General features: G+C 66.1%; 19 protein-coding genes. 6 read left to right on the top strand and 13 right to left on the bottom strand.

Annotation, left to right across the window (positions count from 1 at the left end; all coding sequences use genetic code 11):
* Positions 1-135 precede the first annotated feature (135 nt).
* Both dapD and LLW23_RS03565 read right to left on the bottom strand, forming a co-directional pair.
* Complete coding sequence (gene dapD / locus LLW23_RS03560; protein WP_228947409.1) at positions 136-954, bottom strand: 2,3,4,5-tetrahydropyridine-2,6-dicarboxylate N-succinyltransferase; 819 nt, start codon at positions 952-954, stop codon at positions 136-138.
* A complete protein-coding gene (locus LLW23_RS03565) occupies positions 951-1,616 on the bottom strand; it encodes a pyrimidine 5'-nucleotidase (protein WP_228947410.1) in 666 nt (221 codons plus the stop codon). Before LLW23_RS03565 ends, dapD begins: the two co-directional genes overlap by 4 nt.
* 290 nt (positions 1,617-1,906) lie before the next feature.
* Between LLW23_RS03565 and LLW23_RS03570 the strand changes: the two genes are divergently transcribed.
* Complete coding sequence (locus LLW23_RS03570) at positions 1,907-2,908, top strand: LLM class flavin-dependent oxidoreductase (RefSeq protein ID WP_228947411.1); 1,002 nt, start codon at positions 1,907-1,909, stop codon at positions 2,906-2,908.
* 21 nt (positions 2,909-2,929) lie between these two features.
* Here LLW23_RS03570 and LLW23_RS03575 read toward each other — a convergent pair whose 3' ends face one another.
* A complete protein-coding gene (locus LLW23_RS03575) occupies positions 2,930-4,237 on the bottom strand; it encodes a sensor histidine kinase (RefSeq protein ID WP_228948451.1) in 1,308 nt (435 codons plus the stop codon).
* Between the two features lie 123 nt (positions 4,238-4,360).
* On the opposite strand from LLW23_RS03575, the gene LLW23_RS03580 reads away from it, so the two are divergent.
* On the top strand, positions 4,361-4,618 hold the full coding sequence (locus LLW23_RS03580) for a hypothetical protein (protein ID WP_228947412.1): 258 nt from the start codon (positions 4,361-4,363) through the stop codon (positions 4,616-4,618).
* On the opposite strand, the gene LLW23_RS03585 is transcribed toward LLW23_RS03580, so the two are convergent.
* The 5 genes from LLW23_RS03585 to LLW23_RS03605 all read right to left on the bottom strand — a co-directional run bounded on the left by LLW23_RS03585 (position 4,591) and on the right by LLW23_RS03605 (position 9,069).
* Positions 4,591-5,256: a response regulator transcription factor gene (locus tag LLW23_RS03585; protein WP_228947413.1), complete on the bottom strand. Its 666-nt coding sequence runs from the start codon at positions 5,254-5,256 to the stop codon at positions 4,591-4,593. The two genes, LLW23_RS03580 and LLW23_RS03585, sit on opposite strands and share 28 nt — an antisense overlap.
* 76 nt (positions 5,257-5,332) lie before the next feature.
* Positions 5,333-5,584: a hypothetical protein gene (locus LLW23_RS03590; RefSeq protein ID WP_333473789.1), complete on the bottom strand. Its 252-nt coding sequence runs from the start codon at positions 5,582-5,584 to the stop codon at positions 5,333-5,335.
* A 242-nt stretch (positions 5,585-5,826) separates the two neighbouring features.
* Positions 5,827-7,032: an acyl-CoA dehydrogenase family protein gene (locus tag LLW23_RS03595; protein ID WP_228947415.1), complete on the bottom strand. Its 1,206-nt coding sequence runs from the start codon at positions 7,030-7,032 to the stop codon at positions 5,827-5,829.
* Positions 7,033-7,056: 24 nt separating this feature from the next.
* The gene (locus LLW23_RS03600) at positions 7,057-8,154 is read right to left on the bottom strand and encodes an acyl-CoA dehydrogenase family protein (RefSeq protein ID WP_228947416.1); all 1,098 of its coding nucleotides are present in this window, start codon (positions 8,152-8,154) and stop codon (positions 7,057-7,059) included.
* Positions 8,155-8,280: 126 nt separating this feature from the next.
* Positions 8,281-9,069 (bottom strand): SDR family NAD(P)-dependent oxidoreductase, encoded by a 789-nt coding sequence (locus tag LLW23_RS03605; protein WP_228947417.1) that lies wholly within the window; start codon positions 9,067-9,069, stop codon positions 8,281-8,283.
* A gap of 118 nt (positions 9,070-9,187) precedes the next feature.
* Here LLW23_RS03605 and LLW23_RS03610 point away from each other — a divergent pair, with 118 nt between their 5' ends.
* Positions 9,188-9,982, top strand: coding sequence for an enoyl-CoA hydratase/isomerase family protein (locus tag LLW23_RS03610; protein ID WP_228948452.1), 795 nt, complete (start codon positions 9,188-9,190; stop codon positions 9,980-9,982).
* Complete coding sequence (locus LLW23_RS03615; protein ID WP_228947418.1) at positions 9,979-10,752, top strand: SDR family NAD(P)-dependent oxidoreductase; 774 nt, start codon at positions 9,979-9,981, stop codon at positions 10,750-10,752. Before LLW23_RS03610 ends, LLW23_RS03615 begins: the two co-directional genes overlap by 4 nt.
* 85 nt (positions 10,753-10,837) lie before the next feature.
* Here the strand turns inward: LLW23_RS03615 and LLW23_RS03620 are convergent, their stop codons facing one another.
* The 5 genes from LLW23_RS03620 to LLW23_RS03640 form a co-directional block, all read right to left on the bottom strand.
* Positions 10,838-12,067: an SAM-dependent methyltransferase gene (locus LLW23_RS03620; protein WP_228947419.1), complete on the bottom strand. Its 1,230-nt coding sequence runs from the start codon at positions 12,065-12,067 to the stop codon at positions 10,838-10,840.
* 18 nt (positions 12,068-12,085) lie between these two features.
* Entirely contained in the window at positions 12,086-12,841 is a 756-nt protein-coding gene (locus tag LLW23_RS03625) for a molybdopterin-dependent oxidoreductase (RefSeq protein WP_228948453.1), read from the bottom strand.
* Positions 12,838-13,536 (bottom strand): cytochrome b/b6 domain-containing protein, encoded by a 699-nt coding sequence (locus tag LLW23_RS03630; RefSeq protein ID WP_408642012.1) that lies wholly within the window; start codon positions 13,534-13,536, stop codon positions 12,838-12,840. The genes LLW23_RS03625 and LLW23_RS03630 overlap by 4 nt, the downstream gene beginning before the upstream one ends.
* 31 nt (positions 13,537-13,567) lie before the next feature.
* The gene (locus LLW23_RS03635; RefSeq protein WP_228948454.1) at positions 13,568-14,269 is read right to left on the bottom strand and encodes a sulfite exporter TauE/SafE family protein; all 702 of its coding nucleotides are present in this window, start codon (positions 14,267-14,269) and stop codon (positions 13,568-13,570) included.
* 95 nt (positions 14,270-14,364) lie between these two features.
* Entirely contained in the window at positions 14,365-15,192 is an 828-nt protein-coding gene (locus LLW23_RS03640) for a class I mannose-6-phosphate isomerase (RefSeq protein ID WP_228947421.1), read from the bottom strand.
* Between the two features lie 119 nt (positions 15,193-15,311).
* Here LLW23_RS03640 and bamD point away from each other — a divergent pair, with 119 nt between their 5' ends.
* Positions 15,312-16,346: an outer membrane protein assembly factor BamD gene (bamD, locus tag LLW23_RS03645; RefSeq protein WP_228947422.1), complete on the top strand. Its 1,035-nt coding sequence runs from the start codon at positions 15,312-15,314 to the stop codon at positions 16,344-16,346.
* 34 nt (positions 16,347-16,380) lie between these two features.
* Positions 16,381-18,036, top strand: a complete 1,656-nt coding sequence (gene recN / locus LLW23_RS03650) for a DNA repair protein RecN (protein WP_228947423.1) — start codon at positions 16,381-16,383, stop codon at positions 18,034-18,036.
* Positions 18,037-18,043 lie beyond the last annotated feature (7 nt).

Here is an 18,043-nt window from a genome sequence, read left to right on the forward strand (position 1 = left end):
GACGGGGTCGTAACGTATGCCTATGGGCTGGGTTGCATGAACGCAAAACAACGTCGCGTTCATGCTAGCCGCGGCGCTGAATTGTTCCCATCATTCGCAAAAGCGCTGTACCCGAACCTTCAGACGCGACGCCAATCAGTCGCGCAGCAGCTCGTTGATGCTCGTCTTGCTCCGCGTCCGTTTGTCGACGCGCTTCACGATCACCGCGCAGTACAGGCCCAGGTTCCCGCCACCGGTCGAACCCGGCACCACTACCGCATAAGGCGGTACTTCACCGATGAACGTCTCGCCCGTCGCGCGGTCGATGATCTTGGTCGAAGCGCCGAGATACACACCCATCGACAGCACCGCGCCTTCGCCGACGCGCACGCCTTCCGCCACTTCGGAACGCGCGCCGATGAAAGCACCGTCACCGATGATCACCGGATCGGCCTGCAACGGCTCGAGCACGCCGCCGATCCCGGCGCCGCCCGAAAGGTGCACGTTCTTCCCGATCTGCGCGCACGAGCCGACGGTCGCCCAGGTATCTACCATCGTCCCCTCACCGACGTACGCGCCGATGTTGACGAAGCTCGGCATCAGGATCGCGCCCTTGCCCACGAACGCGCCGCGCCGCACCACGCTGCCCGGCACCGCGCGGAAGCCCGCAGACCGGAACTCGCTCTCGCCCCAGCCCGAGAATTTGGACGGTACCTTGTCGAACCAGTGCCCCGCACCCGGGCCATTATCGATCAGGGCATTGTCGTTAAGCCGGAACGACAGCAGCACCGCCTTCTTCAGCCACTGATTGACCTTCCAGCCGCCCGAACCATCCGGCTCCGCCACCCGCACCGTGCCCGCATCAAGCATCGCCAGCGCGTCCTGAACCGCATCGCGCACCGCGCCCGTCGTCGTCAGGCCGATCGCCGCACGATCTTCCCACGCCGTATCAATAGTGGCTTCGATGTCGCTCATGCTGGTTCCAATATCTCGTGCAGCCACGCCGTCAGATCGGGCGCGGTATAGTCGATGAAGCTGCGGTCGGCGCCGCCCGCCTGTTCCGAACCGTTGTCGATCCAGAGCGTCGTCATGCCGATCGCCTTGGCCGGCGCGAGATTGCGCGCCATGTCATCGGCAAATAGCGCGGTCGTCGGATCGATCGAGAGCGTCGCGCACAGCCCGGCATAGGCCGACGCCGCGGGCTTGGGCGCCAAATCCATCGCATGAATATCATGGATCGCCTCGAAGCTCTTGCCGAGCCCAAGCCGCTCCAGCACGCGCGTCGCATAAGGCCCGTCACCATTGGTGAAGACCACCTTGCGCCCCGGCAGCTTGGCGACCGCGGCGGCCAGCGGCAAATTCTCCTCCAGCACGTCCATCTCCACATCATGAACGAACTGCAGGAAATCGTGCGGATCCACCTCATGCTCGGCCATAAGCCCGGCGAGCGTGGTGCCATGCCCATGAAAATACGCCTTCTGCACCCGCCGTGCCTCGACCCGATCGAGCCCGAGCAGCCGCGAGATATACTCCGTCATCTTCGCGTCGATCCCCGCGAACAGGTCGGCGGAAGACGGATAGAGCGTGTTGTCGAGGTCGAAGACCCAGGCGCGGATATGATCAAGACCCGGCGGCATCCCGCGCTCGTTAAGGACGCACCACCGCCCGGTCAAATCTTCCCCTTCTAATCCTATACTTCTAAATCCTCCCCGAGCTCCGCTCGGGGAGGGGGACCGCCGGCGAAGCCGGCGGTGGAGGGGCTGGCCTGACGCGACCGCTGCACCCAACCAATCCCTCCACCACTCGCCTTCGGCGAGCGGTCCCCTTCCCCAGCAATCTGGGAAAGATCAGGCGGGGGAGGAATTGCTTGGGAAGGATTAAGCTCCACACAGTTGCGATCCTCCACCCTTCGGCCCACATTCCTCCCATGACCCAATTCTCGCTGCTCGATCTCGTCCCCGTCGTCGAAGGCGGAACCGTCGCCGGCGCACTCGCCAATGCCGCCGATCTCGCGCGTCACGCCGAGTCCGTCGGCTTCAACCGCTATTGGGTCGCCGAGCATCACGGCATGGCGGGCATCGCCTCCGCCGCGACCGCCGTGGTGATTGCGCACGTCGCCGCCGCCACCAAGACGATCCGCGTCGGCGCCGGCGGCATCATGCTTCCCAACCACGCGCCGTTGCAGATCGCCGAGCAGTTCGGCACGCTGGATGCGCTGTTCCCCGGCCGCATCGATCTCGGCCTAGGTCGGGCGCCCGGCAGCGACCAGCGCGTCGCGCGCGCGATCCGCCGCACGCTCGATACCGATCCCAACGCCTTCCCCAACGACGTCGTCGAGCTGCAGAGCTATTTCGCCGACGACGGCCGCACCGGCATCGCCGCGACGCCCGGCGCCGGCGCCAAGCCGCAGATGTGGATCCTCGGCTCCTCCACCTTCGGCGCGCAGCTCGCCGCGATCCTCGGCCTGCCCTACGCCTTCGCCTCGCACTTCGCACCCGACTCGCTCGACCAGGCGATGCACATCTACCGCCGCGATTTCCGCCCCTCCGCGCAGCTCGATCGCCCGTATGCGATGGCCGGCTTCAACGTCTTCGCCGCTGACACGCGCGAGGAGGCGGCCTTCCTCGCCAGTTCGCAGCAGCAGCAGTTCGTCGCGCTGCGCACCGGCAATCCGGGCAAGATGAAGCCGCCGGTCCACGGCTATCGCGAGAGCCTGCCGCCGATGCACGCCGCGATCCTCGATCAAGTGCTATCCTGCACCGCCGTCGGCACCCGCGACGACATCGCCGCCGGCATCGCAGCCTTTGTGAACCGCACCGGGATCAACGAAGTCATGCTGACGAGCAGCATCTACGACCACGCCGCCCGCAAGCACAGCATCGCGATCGCGGCGGATGCGATGCGGGACGAGGTGCGCGTCGCGGCTTGATTCGCGCTCGTCAGGCGAGGATCACGACGCCAACGGCAACCGCAATCGCACCAGCAACCCGCCCAGATCCTCGCTTTCCTCGAGGCTCACCGTCCCCTCGTAGATCTCCGCGACATCGCGCACGATCGCCAGCCCCAGCCCAGTCCCCGGCTTCCCCGTGTCCAGCCGCACGCCGCGATCGAAGATGCGAACGCGGTCGTCCTCCGGAATCCCGGCGCCGTCGTCCTCCACCATGATCTCGACGAACCCGGCCTGCGCACCCACCGTCACGAACACGCTCCCGCCGCCGTATTTCGCGGCATTCTCGACCAGATTGCCCATGATCTCGTCGAGATCCTGCCGCTCGATATGCGCGACCAGTGTCTTCGGCCCATCCATGTCGATCCGCACATGCGGATACAGCCGCTGCACCGCGCGCTCGACCGACTCCACGCTTGGCCAAACCTCGGCGCGACTATGCGCCGATCCCCGCCGGCCGACAGCCCGCGCGCGCGCCAGATGGTGATCCACCTGCCGCCGCATCGTCCGCGCCTCGCGCACCACCGTATCGGCAAGATCGTCCGATTGCGCCGTTGCCGCATTCATGATCACCGTCAGCGGCGTCTTGAGCGCGTGCGCCAGGTTTCCGGCATGCCGCCGCGCCTCCTCCGCCTGCGTTTCGTTGTGCGCGACCAGCGCGTTCAGCTCCTCGACCAGCGGCGCGACTTCGATCGGCAGCGGCCCGGCGATGCGATTGGTTCGCCCGCCGCGCATCCGCGCGATCTCCAACCGCAATTTGCGCAAGGGAAGCAGCCCGTAGAACGTCTGCAACGCCGCCAGCACCACCAGCCCGATTCCTAGCAGCAGGAAACTGCGCACCAGCGTCCGCCGCAATGCGCCGATCTGCGCGTCCAGCCCCTCGCGCGTCTGCGCCACCTGGAATCGCCAGCGCACCGTCGATCCGGGTAGCTTCACGTCACGCTCAACGACGCGCAGCTTTTCTTGCCCGAACTGCCCGCTGTCATAGGTATGGACGGCGCGATCATCGTGGACCTTGCCGTAGGCAAGCTGCCGATCCCACAACGATCGCGACGGAAACGCCTCGCGTCCCTTGGCTGATACTTGCCAGTAAAGCCCCGAATACGGCTCCAGAAAGCGCTGATCGGCCGGCTCGCGGTTGAACATCACTTCGCCATCGGGCCCAATCTCTGCCGAGACGAGCAACGAGCGCAGCACATATTCTAGCTGATCGTCGAAATTCTGCGTCACGGCAGAGATCAACACACGATCGAGCGCAAAGCCGCCGCCGGCGAGTAGCAACGTGATCCACACCGCGGCGATCACGATCATCCGCCGCGTCAATGATCCCGCGCGCGAGATTCCCGCAACCAGGTTAGTACCGCTATTCACTTCATCGCGCTCTGGAACCATCATGTCGTCTTGGTGTTTGTCGGCGCAGAAGGGAGACCAAGTGTGTCGCGTACCTTTCCGTTGTTCGCCGTCATGGTCATCGGTGGCTTGATCGTCAGCATGTTGGCGGGCTTCCTGCTCGCATCATGGGCGCTTGCTGGCATCACCCCCGCTTATGCCGCCCCGCCGACCTTTGCCCGCTCCGAACCGCGCATCGTGACTCCTACCGATCGGTGGCGCGAGGCGGGATATGCACGCATCGGGCTATGGGAAGAGCCACAAGCCAATGACGGTTACACCGACGGCTCGTCGAGGCTGTAACCCAGCCCGCGAATCGTCGTGATCACGTCCTGCCCCAGCTTCTTGCGGATGCGCGTGACGAACACTTCGATCGTATTGGAATCGCGATCGAAATCCTGATCGTAGATGTGCTCGATCAGCTCGGTACGGCTGACGACCTTGCCCTTGTGGTGCAGCAGGTATGACAGCAGCTTATACTCCTGCGCCGTAAGCTTCACCGGCTCGCCGGCGCGCGTCACCTTGCCGCTCCGCGTGTCGAGCCGGATATCGCCCGCGGTCAGTTCGGACGAGGCATTGCCCGAGGCGCGGCGGATCAGCGCGCGCAACCGTGCGATCAATTCCTCGCTCTGGAACGGCTTGGCGACATAATCGTCCGCCCCCGCGTCAAGCCCGGCCACCTTGTCGGACCAGCTGTCGCGCGCAGTCAGTACCAGCACGGGCATCACCTTGCCCTCGCGGCGCCACCGGTCGAGCACGGTCAGCCCGTCGATCTCGGGCAGCCCGAGATCGAGCACGACCGCGTCGTAATTCTCGGTCGACCCGAGGAAATGCCCCTCCTCGCCATCGGTGGCGAGATCGATCGCATAACCGGCGCCCTCCAGCGTGTTCTTCAGCTGCTGGCCCAGATTGGGCTCATCCTCGACGATCAGGACGCGCATGGTCTCTCCCGGTACAATAAGCGGTATGGTGTTATCTGGGGGATTAGCACCGTCGGGGGTGCCGCAAAAGAGTCGCTTATCGTCCGGTACGACCGACCACCTGGCCGGACCGTCCATCGACATCGACCCAGATCACTGTGCCGTCGCGCAGAAACTTCAATGTGTAGATCGCACTCGGCATCTCGAAATCGAAGCCGATGTACTGCGCGTCCTTCATCGTCGGGATGATGCGCCGCTCGATTTCCTTGATCGGCAGGATTCGCCCCTCGCGCAGCGCCCGCCACGCGGCGATGCCGTCACGCTGCTGCTCGCCCGGTTGCGCAAGCACCGGGGCAGCCAAAAGCAACAGGGGAAGGGCAACATGCATCCGCATGGTTGCTGACATAGCTGTAAGGGATTGAACACCCAGTGAATGCGGTGTTGCCCTCGGGCAACAGTCGGGTGCCGGCGTCACGATTGATCGCCCTCACCCTCCCGGCGCGTTCCGCGCCTCCCTCCCTCTCCCACCGGGAGAGGGAAGGGGCCCGCGACCCGTAGGGTCGTGGGAAGGGTGAGGGTGACTGACTTCTGTTACCGGCCGACAGCCAGATCCTTGAACGCGGCATCCTTGTCGGTGCGGATCTCACCCGGCAGCCCGAGCACGCGCTCGGCGATGATGTTCTTCAGGATCTCGTCGGTGCCGCCCGCGATGCGCAGGCCGGGCGAATTCATCACCGCGCCCTGGAACAGGCCTTTCAGCGGCAGCAGCGCGGGATCGTTGATGATCCCATACTGGTCCTCCGCCTCGACCGCGGCATTGCCCAGATCCTGCAGCACGTTGGCCGCGATGATCTTGCCGATCGAGCTTTCCGGCCCCGGCGTCTGCCCACGGCTCAGCGCCGTCATCGTGCGCATCCGCGTGTTCCGCAGCCCCTCGGACTGGACGTACCAGTCGGCCAGCCGCTGACGGAACGCCGAATCCTTCAGCAGCGGGCCGTCCGCGGCATCGAGGTCACGCGCGAGATCGAGGATCTCCTTCGGCCCGGCGCCACCGCCACCGCCGACCGCGAGGCGCTCGTTCATCAGCGTGACGAGCGCAACCTTCCAACCGTCATCCACCGCACCGAGCCGCTGCGCATCCGGTATCCGCACGTCGGTAAAATAGATTTCGTTGAAGTTCGACCCGCCCGACATCTGATGAATTGGCCGGATCTCGATCCCCGGCGATTTCAGGTCGAGCCAGAACATCGTCAGGCCCTTGTGCTTGGGCACATCCGGATTGGTCCGCACCAGCACGATGCCATAGTCGGAATAATGCGCGCCCGAGGTCCACACCTTCTGCCCGTTGACGACCCAATCGTCGCCATCACGGATCGCGCGCGTGCGGATCGCCGCCACGTCCGAGCCACCGGCGGGCTCCGAGAACAGCTGCGACCAGATCTCCTCGCCGCGCAATGCCGGGCCTACGAAACGATGCTTGGTCTCGTCGTTCGCGAACGCCATCACGGTCGGCACGCACATGCCGAGCCCGATCGTGAAATAGCCGTATTGCACCGGGAACTTGGCCTCTTCCTGGCCGAAGATCACCGACTGGATCGGCGTGCCGCCCGCCCCGCCCCATTCCTTGGGCCAGGTGATCTGCGCATAACCGGCCTCGGCCTTGCGCCGCTGCCAGGCCTTGCCCGCCGCCATGTCGTCGGCATGGTCCTGCGCCTTATGCTCGGCGGCGTTCTTTTCGAGCCAGGCGCGCGCGGTGGTGCGATACTCGGCTTCTTCGGGGGAATCGTTGAAGTCCATGTGCTTATCTCCAGAACCGTTCGATTACGCTGCGTTCTTCATCTCAAGCTGGCTCACCAGCCGCTCGCGCCACGTCGCGGGCGCACCCGCGACCAGCGAAAGCTGCCGTGACCGACGGTAATAAAGCTGCGGGTCCGCTTCCCAGGTGAAGCCGATCCCGCCGTGCGTCTGGATATTCTCCTTCGCCGCGAACCAGAACGCGTCGCTCGCCGCGACCCGCGCGGTGGCCGCCGCCAGCGGCAGTTCACCCGCGTCGGTGTTGAGCGCCCAGGCACCATAATAAGCGTTCGACCGCGCGACTTCGTTCTTCACGTACATGTCGGCGAGCTTGTGCTTGATCGCCTGATACCCGCCGATCTGCCGGCCGAAGGCGTAGCGGCTAAGCGCATAATCCTTCGCCATCTCGAGGCTCTTGTCCGCTCCGCCGATCTGCTCGAACGCCAGCAGCACCGCCGCGCGATCGAACACCGCCTGCATCGCCGCGATGCCATCCTCGCTACCCAGCCGCTCTGCCGGCGCATCGGTGAACACCAGCTTCGCCGCCGACCGCGTTGGATCGAGCGTTACCAGCACTTCGGCCGCAACGCCTTCGCCCTTCTCGACGAGGTACAGCCCGTCCTTCGCCAGCACCACGATCAGGTCCGCGACGTCGCCGTCGGTCACCGGGATCTTCTCGCCCGAAAGTTTGCCGCCCGACACGGTCGTGCCGATCGAGCGCGCCGTCACCGGCCCCTTGCCCTCCGCGGTCGCGAACGCACCGATTACCTCGCCCGCCGCGATCTTCGGCAGCCACTTAGCCTTCTGCTCTGGCGAGCCGAACTTCATCAGCGCCTCGGCAACGAAATACACCGTTGAGGCAAACGGGATCGGCGCACACGCCCGCCCCAGTTCCTCGGCCAGCCCGCACAACTCGACATGCCCCAGCCCGAGCCCGCCATGCTCCTCCGGGATCGCCACGCCAAGCCAGCCCTGCTCCGCGACGCCCTTCCACAGCGCCTCGTCATACGCGCGATCCTCATGGTCGAGCACACCACGCACCACCTTGGCATCGCATTTGGCGGCGAGGAACTTGCGCGCCTCGTCCTTCAGCATCTTCTGGTCGTCGGAATAATCGAAGTTCATGTTGGTTCGTCCCAAATCGCCGCCCAAAATCCCGTTCGTGCCGAGCGCAGTCGAGGCACATAGCCAAGAGCGTTGCGCTGCTTATCGGTCCCTCGACTTCGCTCGGGACGAACGGTGGTGTTCACATCACTTCGGCTGCATCCGGATCGCGCCATCCAGCCGCACATCCTCGCCGTTGAAATACCCGTTCCGCAGCATCTCGAGCGCGAGCTTCGCATATTCCTCCGCCATCCCCAGCCGCTTCGGGAAGGGCACCATCGCGCTTAGCGCCGCCTTCACCTGCGGCTTCGCGCGCGCCAGCAGCGGCGTATCGAAAATGCCCGGCAGGATCGTGTTGCAGCGAATGCCCTCGCTCGAAAGATCACGCGCGACGTTCAGCGTCATGCCGATGATTCCCGCCTTGGCCGATGCATAGGCGACCTGCCCGATCTGCCCTTCCTCGCCCGCGACGCTGGCGGTGTTGACGATTGCACCGCGATCCCCGTCCTCGGTCGGATCGAGCGTCATCATCCCCGCCGCGGCGCCGACAATGCAGCGGAACGTGCCGACCAGGTTCAGCTCCAGCGTCTTCTGGTAATTCTTGATCGGATACGGCTTGATCGAGCCGTCCTCCTTCGATCGCGCAACGGTCTTGTTCGGCCCGCCAAAGCCGCCGCCCGCGCAATTCACCAGGATCCGCTCCTGCCCATTCGCCGCGCGCGCCGTAACGAACCCCGCATCGACCGACGCCTGATCCATCACATCGACGTCGCAGAAGGTCGCGCCGATCTCGGCGGCGACGCCCGGGCCGATTTCCGCATTCTTGTCGAACAGCGCGACCTTCACGCCTTCTGCAATCAGCGCCTTGGCAGTCGCGAGCCCAAGCCCCGAGGCGCCCCCGGTGATGATTGCTGCAATATCTGGTCCCAGCTTCAAACTCGCTCTCCTGGCCTTTTGCGGGCCTGATGCGACCCTGCGTTTGCAGGATAACTTTAGTTATGTAGACTGAAGCGTCAACACGACAATACGTGGGAGAGGTTATTTGCAATACGAGATGATCGCGGTCGAGCGCCGCGGCGAAGTCGATTGGGTGACGATGAACCGTCCCCACGTCCTGAACGCCCTCAACGATCGGCACGTCGAAGAGCTAAGCCACTATTTCGGCGCGCTCGCGAAGGATCGCGAGTGCCGCGTCGTCGTGCTGAAGGGCGCCGGGCGCGCCTTCTGCGCCGGGCTCGATCTGCAGGAAGGCGGCCGCGAAGACTTCGACACGATCGATCGCCTCGCGCACCAGCGCAGCATCGCCGAGATCGTGATGAAGATGCGCTATTGCCCGCAGCCGATCATCAGCCTGGTCCACGGCCCGGCCTGCGGCGGCGGCTTCGCGATGGCGCTCGCGTCGGACATCCGCATCGCCGGCGCATCGGTCCGCATGAACGCCGCCTTCATTCGCATCGGCCTCAGCGCTTGCGACATCGGCGTCAGCTACTTCCTCCCCCGCCTCGTCGGCGCGAGCGTCGCGGCGGAGTTCATGCTGACCGGCGACTTCATCACCGCCGATCGCGCGCTCCAGACCGGCCTCGTCAGCCGAGTCGTTCCCGATGATCAGATGGAGGCTGCCGCCGCGCCGCTGATCGAATCGATGCTCACCACCTCGCCGATGGGGCTTCGCCTCACCAAGGAATGCCTGCGCATGGCGATCGACGCGCCCAGCCTCGAAGCGGCGGTCGCGATGGAGGATCGCAACCAGATCCTGTGCGCAACCTCGCCCGATTTCGGCGAAGGCGTCAAGGCGTTCTTCGAGAAGCGCCGCCCCGATTACACCAAGAAAAAGGATCAAGCCGCATGAGCAATGGTCTCGAAGGGCGCGTCGCGCTCGTCACCGGCGCCGGCCGCGGCATCGGCCGCGAAATCGCGCTTCGGCTCGCCCGCGACGGCGCCGACATCGCGGTCAACTACCGCAAGGATGCCGAGTCCGCCGACGAAGTCGTGCGCGAAATCGAAGCCCTCGGCCGCAAGGCGAAAGCCTATGCCGCCTCGGTCGATCGCTTCGAGGATTGCGAAACACTCGTCAGCGCTGTCGTCGCCGACTTCGGCGGGGTCGATATCCTCGTCAACAACGCCGGCATCGCCAGCCGCGGGCAATCGGTCGCCGACACCGATCCGGGCGAGTTCGAGCGGGTCATGCGCACGCACTGCTTCGCGCCGCATTACATGTCGAAGCTCGTCCTCCCGTCGATGCGCGAGCGCGCCAAGGCGCACGGCCGCGGCGACATCATCATGATTTCCAGCGTGGCCACGCTCTATCACGCCCCCAACGGCGCGCCCTATTCGATGGGCAAGGCGGCGTCCGAAGCGCTCGCCTTGGTCCTCTCGAAGGAGGAGCGCCCCAACAACATCCGCACCAACATCGTCGCCCCCGGCCTCACCGTCACCGACATGGGCAACCGCCTCGCCAAGGCCACCCGCGGCGTCGCCGACATCCACGATCTCGACGCCGCCTCCCCCTTCGGCCGCGTTTCGACCCCGGCGGATGTGGCGGCGGCAGTGGCATATTTCGTCTCGGCCGACGGCGAGTACGCCAACGGCCAGAAGATCAACCTGCACGGGGGCGGGTAAGAAATCACTCCAGCACCCCGGCGAAGGCCGGGGCCCAGTTGCGATCCGCCAGCGACCTGCGCCCCGGCCTTCGCCGGGGAACAGCTCACGACCCCCGCAGCAGCCGCTCCTCCGCGATCATATAATCCCGCGTCACCGGCACCGCGAACCGTCCCTTGGTGAGCTGCACCTGATAATTGCACAGCCCCCCATTCCGGAACGCCGCCGCCGCGCCCGCCAAATAGAAAGTCCACATGCGATAGAAGCGCTCGTCGTACATCGCGACGATCGCATTCTTCGCCGCCACCGTCCGGTCATACCAGCGATCGAGCGTCCAGGCATAATGCACCCGCAGCACCTCGACGTCGGTCGGGAACAGCCGCAGCCCTTCGTATCCACGCGCGATTTCGCTCAGTGCCGGATTATACCCGCCCGGAAAGATGTACTTCAGCGTGAACGCGTCGGTTACCCCGGGCGCGCCCATCCGCCCGATCGTATGCATCAGCATCACGCCATCGTCGGCGAGCAGCGCGCGGCACTTCTCGAAGAACGCGCGATAATGCTTCACGCCGACATGCTCGAACATGCCGACCGAGACGATGCGGTCGAACTGCCCCTCGACGCGGCGGTAATCGATCAGCTCGAACTTGACCTTGTCGGCCACCCCCGCCTCATCCGCCCGCCGCCGCGCGACCTTCAGCTGCTCCTGCGACAGAGTGACGCCGAGCACCTCGGCGCCGGTCTTCGCGTGCAGATACAGCGCCATGCCGCCCCAGCCGCAGCCGATGTCGAGCACGCGCATCCCCGGCGCGATCGCGAGCTTCGCGGCGATATGCGCCTTCTTGTCGGCCTGCGCCTGCTCCAGGCTGTTGGTCGGATCGGTGAAGTACGCGCAGCTATACTGGCGATCGGCGTCGAGGAAGAGGTCGTACAGCCGGTCTGACAGATCGTAATGATGCGCGACGTTGCGCTTCGCCGCGCGCTCCATGTTGATCCGCCCGAAGCGGTGCGCGACCGCGCTCGCCAGTCGCCGCGCCGGATTGGCCGCCAGTCCAGCGCGCCCAGCCTCCCACGGATCGTTCGATGTCAGCAGCTCGACGAGCGCGCGAATATCGCCCTGCTCGATCACGAGCCGCCCACCCATGAACGCTTCCGCCGCGCCGAGCCCCGGATCCGAGACGATCGCCCGTCCGACGCCGGCGTCGGCGAAGCGGATTATCACGTCGGGAAAGCCCGCTTCGGATGTGCCGAATGTCCGCGGCGCGGTTTTCGGTCGATGGACGGTCAAGGTGCCGCGCTTCACCGCGCGAGATAGGAAAACGTCGATCAACGCCATGATACGGTCTCGTAACGATCAGATTCCCGCGTACCAATCGTATTCGACATTGTCTTCCCAATAGCCGCCCTTGCCCTTTCCGATACCGTCGAGACTGGCGACCGCGTTGATCTGCATCAGATATTTGGCATGTTTGTAGCCGAGCTGCCGCTCCACGCGCAGCCGGCACGGCGCGCCGTTCATCACCGGCAGGAATCGGTCGTTTAGCGCCCAGGCGAGGATCGTCTGCGGATGGAAGGCGTCGATCAGGTCGATCGATTCGTAATAGGGCGTGCCGCGGTACAGATCGGCGCACGTAAACACGATGTAGCGCGCCTGATCGCGCAGCCCGGCCGCCTTGAGCACGTCGCCCAGCTGCGGACCCTGCCACTTGGCGATCGCGCTCCAGCCTTCGACGCAATCGTGCCGCGTGGTCTGTGCGCGCTGCGGGAAACGGCCCAGATCGGTCAGGCTCAGCGACAGCGGCTTGGCGACAAGCCCGCCGACCGCCAGTCGCCAGTCGACGAACTGCCCATCGCGCAGTGCGGTATATTCCGCCGTCCCGGGATTGCGCGTGCCGTTCGGGCGAAAGAACGGCGATCGCTGATCGGCGCTGAACTCGGGCACGAGCGCGTCGCGATTGGTCAGCGCGCGCTGCAGCCCGCGGTGCATGTCCTCGCCCATGAACAGGATGCGCCGCGCCGCCGGCTGCTCGATCACACGATCGCACCCGGCAAGCAGCGCCGCGCCCCCGGTCACCCCGCCCGCGATCAGCCGCCGCCGCCCGACGATCATGCCCGCGGCTTCTCGGGCACGCGCCACCAGCCGGTGATCACCGATCGCACCTCGTTCAGCGGGCCGGCCAGGATCACCAGCGTCAGATGGATCACGATGAACGCAGTCAGCCCGATCATGCACAGGAAATGGATCGACCGCGCCGATTGCCGCCCGCCGAACACGTCGAGCAGCCACGGCCACGCCGCGTTCATCGCCGGCGACAGCGCAATGCCGGTCGCGATCACCAGCGGCAGCATCACGAAGATCACCGCCACGTACGAAAGCTTCTGGAAGATGTTGTACGCCAGCGGTCGCTCGGGATCGTGGAACCGAAATTCGAGATGCGCCCGCGCGTCCGCCAGCAGATGGCGCGGTGTCAGCTCGCTGCCACGCACCCGCAGGTCGCGCGCGAAATGCCGGTTGATCAGGCTCGCGATCATATAGCCGAGTAGCCCGAACGCCAGCACGAGCGCGAAGAACAGATGCCACCGCCGCGATAGCGCGAGGTTGTAGTTCGCCGGAATCGTCAGCCACGCCGGAAAGCGCGGCAGCACCCACCACGCGGGATCGGAGTTCGCGCCGAAGCGTCCCCAATACAGCCGCGGATGCGCGTTGGAGATACCCAGCCCAGATCCGATCAGGATGAACATCGCGACAGCGTTCACCGCATGCCACAATCGCGTACTGAAACGGTGTCGATAGACAGAATTCATCGACTCGATCTACCAACTTTTCTCCTGAAAATCACCCGTAGGCACGCCAGAAGAACACCAGCGTCGTGGCCCCCGAAACGAGCAGCGTCCACGCCCGGACCGCGCTGTCCGGCAGCCGCTTCCCGAGCGCCGCGCCGCCCCAACCGCCCGCCACCGCGCCCACCAACATCGGCAGGCACGCTGCCCAGGCGATCATTCCGGCGAGCACGAACACGATCGCCGCCGCCGCATTGGCCGCCCCCAGCATCAGCGTGCGCGGCGCGAACACCCGCCGCGGGTCGAGCCCCGTGAGTAGCCCATAAGTCGCCGTCATCATCAGCCCGACGCCGCCGCCGAAGTAACCGCCGTAAATACCAAGCAAAACCTGCGCGACGACTAGAGTCCGCGGCCCGATCGTCACCCGCCCCGCCAACCACGCCGACGCCCGCTTGCCGAACGCGAGGACTACGAAGGCGTACAGCACCAGCCACGGGATCAGCAGATCGAACGTTCGCGCCGGTGTCACCACCAGCAATGCGCTGCCAACGAGCCCGGCGACGAAGGTAATCCCCGCAAGAAGGCCGACGCTCAGCCCGCCAACCGGCTCCAATTCCTTGCGAAAGGCCCACGCGCTCGTCGCCGCCCCCGGCAGCAGCGCGACGTTCGACGTTGCATTGGCGATGTTCGCCGGCATTCCAGTCGCCAGCAGCGCCGGCAAGGTTGCAAACGTGCCACCGCCGGCAAGCGCGTTCATCGCCCCGCCGACAAACCCCGCCGCGACGATGATGGCAACCGTAAAGGGATCAAACAAAACCTGTCCTCAGTCGTGCCGGAAAACGCCGGCCGCCGTTATCCGAGTCGCGCGGTCCCGGGATAAGCAAACAGCAAATCCGCATCCGCCGACGCGTGCAGCGCCTCCGCCCCGGTGACCATCACGCACTCACCAGCCTTCCAGGCCACACCACCAACCACGCCGTCGCCGCGGATCGGCACCAGCCAGCCCGTCCTCCCCTCGGGCAGCGCAATGTCGCGCGCACCCCCACCCCACCGCTCCAGCACGAACTTCGGCCCCTCGACCAGGATCGTCCGCCCCGGCGACACCACACCCGGCTGCGGCGGCGCGACCCAGGGTTCCAGATCCGCGACCGCGATCCCGTCCTCAAGGTGCAACTCGCGCGGCCGTCCGTAATCGTACAGCCGATACGTCGTATCCGAATTCTGCTGCACCTCGATCAGCGTCAGTCCCGCTCCGATCGCGTGCACCACGCCCGAGTGCGAATAATAGAAATCACCCGCCTTCACTGGCTTCCAGTCGAGCTTGTGCTCGATCGAGCCATCGAGCGCGCTCGCGCGCAATTCGTCCGCCGTCATCGCCTGCTTCGGCCCGATCGCGATCGTCGAATCGGGCTCGGCGTCCAGGATCAGCCAGCATTCGTCCTTGCCGCGCGGCAGGCCACGCTTGCGCGCCTCCGCGTCCGACGGATGGTCCTGCACCGACAGTTTTTCACTCGTGAACAGATACTTGATCAGCATCTCGGGCTCGTCGGGATGCGGTGACTGGAACCAAACTTCGCCGATCGGCTCGCCGTCCGGCGCTGGATCGGGGAAGCCGGGATACAGATTGTGTCGCCCCCATGGCTTTTCGACGCGCTTGGTGGCCAGCAAGGTTGCAGTCATGTCGATCCCCCGATGCTTGTAAAGTCCGTTACTCGCTCAACGCCGTCGCGACCAACCCGTTTCACCCCGTTTTTTCGCCACTGTTCGCATCTATCCCCCTGCGCTAAAGGCTCTCCCCGATGCGTATCTTATCGTCCCGCCCACTCGCCGCCCTGCTGCTCGCTGCGCTCGCCCTGCCCGTCACGGGCTGCGCGACCAACAAGGCGAAGGGTGACCTTCCCTACGTCGCGCGCGACGTAGGCACGCTCTACAGCGCTGCCCGGCAGAAGCTCGATCAGCGCCAGTACAAGGTCGCCGCAGCGCTGTTCGACGAGGTCGAGCGCCAGCATCCCTATTCGGTCTGGGCGCGCCGCGCGCAGCTGATGGGGGCGTTCAGCAACTATCTCGCGAAGAGCTACACCGAGGCGATCCAGGGCTCGCAGCGCTTCCTGTCGGTCCACCCAGGCAATCGCGACGCGCCTTACGCCTATTATCTGATCGCGCTCAGCTACTACGAGCAGATCAGTGACGTGACGCGCGATCAGAAGATCACCAGCCAGGCGCAGGACGCGCTCGGTGAGCTGACGCGCCGCTATCCGAACACGCGCTACGCTGCCGACGCACGGCTCAAGATCGATCTCGTCCGCGATCACCTCGCCGGCAAGGAGATGGAGGTCGGCCGCTTCTACGAACGTCGCGGTCAATGGCTGGCGGCAACGATGCGCTTCCGCAAGGTAGTCGACGATTATCAGACCACCACCCACACCCCCGAAGCCTTGATGCGCCTCACCGAAACCTACCTCGCGCTCGGCGTGCGGGAAGAGGCGAAGCGCGCAGCTTCGGTGCTCGGCGCAAACTATCCCGAGACCTTTTGGTACGAACACGCCTTTAAGCTGCTCGGCGAGAGCCCCGTCACGCCAATTAAACCGCTTGCTCCCGGCGAACAGATCGTCCCGCAGTTGACCGTCCCCGCCCCTGCCGTGTCGCCGCGTACCGAGGTCGAGGTTCTGCCCGTCGAAGACGAATCACCCACCCCGCGTGCCGAGGCGCCCGGCGCGCCGACGCCGGCGACTACCTCGGGCGGCGCCGGCGCAACGCCGGCCGGCAACCCCCCGTCGACCGCCACCCCCACCGGGGTCCAGCCGGGCTCTCCGCCCGCCACCCCGCCACAATAAGGCACCGCCCGGTTCGCCGGGCGTTGACGCACCCATGCTGACCGCGCTCTCGATCCGCGACGTGGTGCTGATCGAGGCGCTCGACCTCGATTTCGGCGCCGGCCTGGGCGTGCTCACCGGCGAGACCGGCGCGGGCAAGTCGATCCTGCTCGACGCGCTCGGCCTCGCGCTCGGTGCCCGCGGCGATAGTGGCCTCGTCCGCCACGGCGCTGCGCAGGCCAGCGTCACCGCCACCTTCGATCCCCCCGCCGGCGTCGCCGCGCTGCTCGACGACAATGGCGTCGAGGCCGAGTCGGGCGAGCCGCTGATCGTTCGCCGCGTCGTCAAGGCGGACGGCGGCAGCCGCGGCTTCGTCAACAATCAGCCCGCCTCCGCCGCACTCCTGCGCGAACTCGGCACGCGGTTGGTCGAGATCCACGGCCAGCACGACGATCGCGGCCTGCTCAACCCGCGCGGCCACCGCACGCTGCTCGACACGTTCGGCCGCCTCGACACCGCCGCCGTCAGCGATGCGTGGCGCACGTGGCGCACGGCGCAGGACGCGCTCGCGCAAGCGCGCGAGGAGATCGAGACCGCAGCGCGCGACCGCGAATGGCTTGATCATGCCGTGGCCGAACTCGACGCACTCGCCCCAAAAGTCGGCGAGGAAGAGGCGCTCGCCGAGCGTCGCCGCGTGATGCAGCGCTCCGAAAAGATCACCGACGATCTCAACGCACTGACCGACGCACTCGAAGGATCGGACGGTGCGCTGTCGCGAATGCGTCAAGCCGCACGAATCCTCGATCGGATCTCACCCGACCACGAGGCACTCGCCGACGCGCTCGCCGCGCTCGATCGCGCCGTGATCGAGGCCTCCACCGCGGGCGAGCGCGTCAGCGAGGCCGCGCTCGCGCTCAGTTTCGATCCGCGCGCGCTCGAAGATGACGAGACGCGCCTGTTCGAACTACGCGGAATCGCACGCAAACACCGCGTCCAGCCCGACGATCTCGCCGCGCTGGCCGACGACCTGCGCGGCCGCCGCGACCGGCTTGAAGCAGGCGAGGACGGCATCGCCGCGCTCGAACAGCGCGCCACCAAGGCGCGCGCTGCCTATCTCGCCGCCGCCGAGCACCTTTCCGCTGCGCGCACCGCCGCCGCCGCCCGCCTCGACGCCGCGGTTGCCGGCGAACTGCCCCCGCTGAAGCTCGACTCCGCCCGCTTCCGCACCACCGTCGCCGCGCTGCCCGAGGAACAATGGGGCGCCGCCGGCCGCGACCGCGTCGAATTCGAGATCGCAACCAACCCCGGCGCCCCGTTCGGGCCGTTGATCAAGATCGCCTCGGGCGGCGAGCTCTCGCGCTTCATCCTCGCGCTCAAGGTGGCGCTGGCCGAAGAAGGCGCCGCCGCGACGATGATCTTCGACGAGATCGACCGCGGCGTCGGCGGCGCGGTTGCGTCCGCAATCGGCGAGCGCCTCGCCCGCCTGGCCGCGACCGCGCAATTGCTGGTGGTGACCCACTCGCCACAGGTGGCCGCGCGCGGTGCCGCGCATCTGCTAATCGCGAAGCGCCACGACGGCGTCGTCACCCGCACCGGCGTCCGCCAGCTCGCACCAGACGAACGCCGCGAGGAAATCGCCCGCATGCTCTCCGGTGCGACGATCACCGACGAGGCGCGCGCTCAAGCCGACCGCCTTATCGAAACCGCTTGAGCGGCGG

It is taken from the genome of Sphingomonas radiodurans (genome assembly GCF_020866845.1).
Lineage (GTDB): Bacteria > Pseudomonadota > Alphaproteobacteria > Sphingomonadales > Sphingomonadaceae > Sphingomonas > Sphingomonas radiodurans.